The organism is Mesorhizobium sp. M7A.F.Ca.AU.002.02.1.1 (assembly GCF_003998535.1).
Lineage (GTDB): Bacteria > Pseudomonadota > Alphaproteobacteria > Rhizobiales > Rhizobiaceae > Mesorhizobium > Mesorhizobium ciceri.
This window is the reverse complement of the sequence record NZ_RZPB01000698.1, coordinates 1-3,162: the sequence shown is the minus strand read 5'-3', so window position 1 is coordinate 3,162 and position 3,162 is coordinate 1. Positions and strand designations below refer to the sequence as shown.

Sequence of the window (3,162 nt, the reverse complement as noted above, 5' to 3'; positions counted from 1 at the left end):
AGGCTATACCGCGACGATTCCCCTGGAGGACGAAAGCAGGGGACCGACCATGGGCGGCGCCGACGAGGACCGGCTGATCGGCTATTCAAGGCTGGGCAACCGCTTGCGGATGTCCTCGACGGCCGAATTCACCGGCTTCGACCGCACTTTCAAGCCCGCCGATTTCAAGACGATCATCAGCACCGGCAAGGATCTTTTCCCGGGTGCCTTCGACGAGAAGAGGGCTGTGTTCTGGGCGGGTCTGCGCCCGATGATGCCGAACTCGGTGCCGGTCATCGGCCAGGCGCGCTACAAGAATCTCTATCTCGACACCGGCCACGGCCATGTCGGCTGGACGATGGCCTGCGGTTCGGGAAAATTCCTCGCCGACCTCGTTTCGGGCCGCAAGCCGGAGATCGACCCGCAGGGGCTGGTTTACGGGGGCTAGGATGTCGGGACCGCAAGTCGCCATCGACCTTGGCCGCATCGAGCGCAACGCGCGCACCATCGTCGAGCGCTGCGCGCTGTCGGGCATAAAAGTGTTCGGCGTCACCAAGGGCACTTGCGGCATGCCGCAAGTGGCACGCGCCATGCTGCGCGGCGGTGTCGCCGGCATCGCCGAATCGCGTTTCGAGAACATCCGCCGGCTGCGCGACAGCGGCATCAACGCACCGATCATGCTGCTGCGCAGCCCGCCGATGGCGCGGGTCGAGGAGGTGGTGCGCACCGTCGACATCAGCCTGCAATCGGAACTCGCCACCATCCGCGAAGTTTCGCGCATCGCCGAGCGCATGGGCCGCGTCCACGACATCATGCTGATGATCGATCTCGGCGATCTCCGCGAAGGCATCTGGCCGAACGACCTGATCCCCACGGTTGAGCAGATCCTGCAGTTCAAGGGCGTGCGCATCGCCGGCATCGGCACCAATCTCGGCTGCTTCGGCGCCATCATGCCGACGCCGGAAAACCTTGGGCAGCTCGTCGCCCATGCCTACAAGACCGAGCGCCTGTCCGGCAAAAGCCTCGACGTGATTTCCGGCGGCGCCTCGTCGTCGCTGCCGCTGCTGCTCGAAGGCAGGCTTCCGGCCGGCATCAACAATCTGCGCGTCGGCGAGGCGATCCTGCAAGGTGGCGTCGAAACCTTCCGCGATGTGCCATGGGCCGAGCTCGAGCCCGATGCCTGCCGGCTGACCAGCGACATCATCGAGGTCAAGCTCAAGCCGTCACGGCCGATCGGCCAATCGGGCTACGACGCCTTCGGCAACCAGCCGGTCTTCCCCGACGAGGGCGATAGGCTGCGCGCCATCGCCAATATCGGCCGCGAGGACGTGCTGGGCGAGGGGCTGACGCCGATCGCCAGGGGGATCCGGGTGCTGGGCGCCTCCAGCGACCATCTGCTTTTGGATGTCGCCGATGCCGACCCGCCGCTGGCCGTCGGCGACCGCGTCGCCTTCCGCATGAGCTATGGCGCCATGCTTTTGGCGATGACCTCGGAATATGTCGAGAAGGCCCCGATGCACGATGTCGAGGATTTTTCCGGCCGCAAGATGGTGCAGATCTCCGCCGGGCCGGGGGCTGCCGGCATCCTGGCCCGGGAAGGCACCGGCGCGCGGCTGGAGGCGATGAATTTCGATGTCGTGGAACTCGCCGATGTCGAGCGGCCGCCATCGGGGCTGATCCGGCTGGCCGCCGGCACCGACCGTCGCGTCGCGCATAAGGCTCTGACCGCAACGGCGCGCGCCACGCATTCCTTCGGCCTGATCTGGATCGATTCCATCGCCGCCCTGATGCCTGAGGACGAGGACGGCATCGACCTGCCGGAAGGCTCGGTCCTGGCGCGATCGCTTGGCCTCGACCACAAGGCGGGCGCCCTGCAGCCGCAACTGTCGCCGGAGAATGTCGTCATCGTCGGCTTGCGCCACGCCGATCCGGCCGAGGCGCGGGTGCTGAAGGATTCGCGCGTCTCCGCCTTCACCATGACCGATATCGACGCCATGGGCATGCGCGACCTGATGCATGAAGCGATCCGTATCGCCACATCAGGCACGCAAGGCTTTCATGTCAGCTATTCGCCGACCGCGACCGAATTCGCCGGCTGGGCTGCGGGCTCCGGTGGGCTGACCGTGCGCGAAACACATCAGGCGATGGAGGCGATCGCGCTCTCCGGCGGCTTGCTGTCGATGGATGTTTCGGGCCTGACGGCGGATCTGGAGCCGCGGATCGGCACCGACGCGGTCAACTTCGTCATGTCTGCCTTCGGCAAACGGATTCTCTGATCAGCCCTGCACTTCCACTGCCGCCCGCCATGCGCTGACATAGTCGACCCATGCTGGGTCTATAGGCCGTTCTATTCTTTCGCCCTTGCCGTGCGTCGCCGGCCGATCGCATGCCAGCAGCGCCGCGCCGATGCTGGTGCCGGTGGCGGCCTCCGACGCAACCACGGCGCGCGCCGTGGCTGCCGCCAGCATGCCGACAAAGAGCCGGTTGCGGGCAAAGGGGCCTTCGACCGTGGTCGGGCCGTCGGCACCGATCAAGTCGAGGCAGGTCGCCGTCATCAGGGCCAGATAGAATGAGATGGCGGCAAAGCGCTGGCCTTTGTTGATGCCGTCGGCGTTGAGCCATGCCGCGGCATGGTGCGGGAACGGCCCCGAACCTTGCTGGGTCGACGGCAGCAGCAGCATCTTTCGCGCCAGCACGGCGCCGACATCATCCTCGGTCCACGGCTCCGGCTGATCCTTTGTCAGCACCGAAAACTCGCGGCCACCCATGAAGCGCGCAGAGGGAACGGGATCGCCGAGCGCGTTGACATTGACCAGCGTGTCGCGCGCCGCATCCAGCACAATCTGCTTGCCGCCGACCGCCATCGACACCACCCAGGTGCCGGTCGAGACCACCGAGAAAGGCGGTTTGTCGGACAGCAGATGCGGCAGCAGCGACGCGTTGGAATCATGCAGACCGCAGAACACCGGCGTTTGCGGATCGAGTCCGGTTCGCACCGCAACAGCGGGCAGGATCGGGCCGAGGCGGTCCCCGGCTGGCCGCACCGGCGCCGTCAGGCTTCGCCACTCCAGCCTCTCGACCAGGGATGAAAAATCCGCTGTCCACGGGTTCCACAGGTCGGTGTGGCAGCCGAGCGAGGTGACCTCGTTGGCGGCGATGCCGGTCAGGCGCAAGGCCCAGTAT

Annotated in this window: 3 protein-coding genes; 2 read left to right on the top strand and 1 reads right to left on the bottom strand. The window is 66.3% G+C overall.

Annotated features, from left to right (window positions below):
• The coding region (locus EN879_RS29645) for an FAD-dependent oxidoreductase (protein ID WP_127274437.1) at positions 1–427 on the top strand (427 nt) is incomplete at its 5' end.
• A 1-nt stretch (position 428) separates the two neighbouring features.
• Positions 429–2,255, top strand: coding sequence for an alanine racemase (locus EN879_RS29640; RefSeq protein WP_127274436.1), 1,827 nt, complete (start codon positions 429–431; stop codon positions 2,253–2,255).
• Here the strand turns inward: EN879_RS29640 and EN879_RS29635 are convergent.
• The coding region (locus EN879_RS29635) for a carbohydrate kinase (protein ID WP_127274435.1) at positions 2,256–3,162 on the bottom strand (907 nt) is incomplete at its 5' end.

Excerpts from the sequence above, each read along its gene's own strand:
- EN879_RS29640 (WP_127274436.1), top strand. The coding sequence starts at position 429 with ATGTCGGGACCGCAAGTCGCCATCGACCTTGGCCGCATCGAGCGCAAC.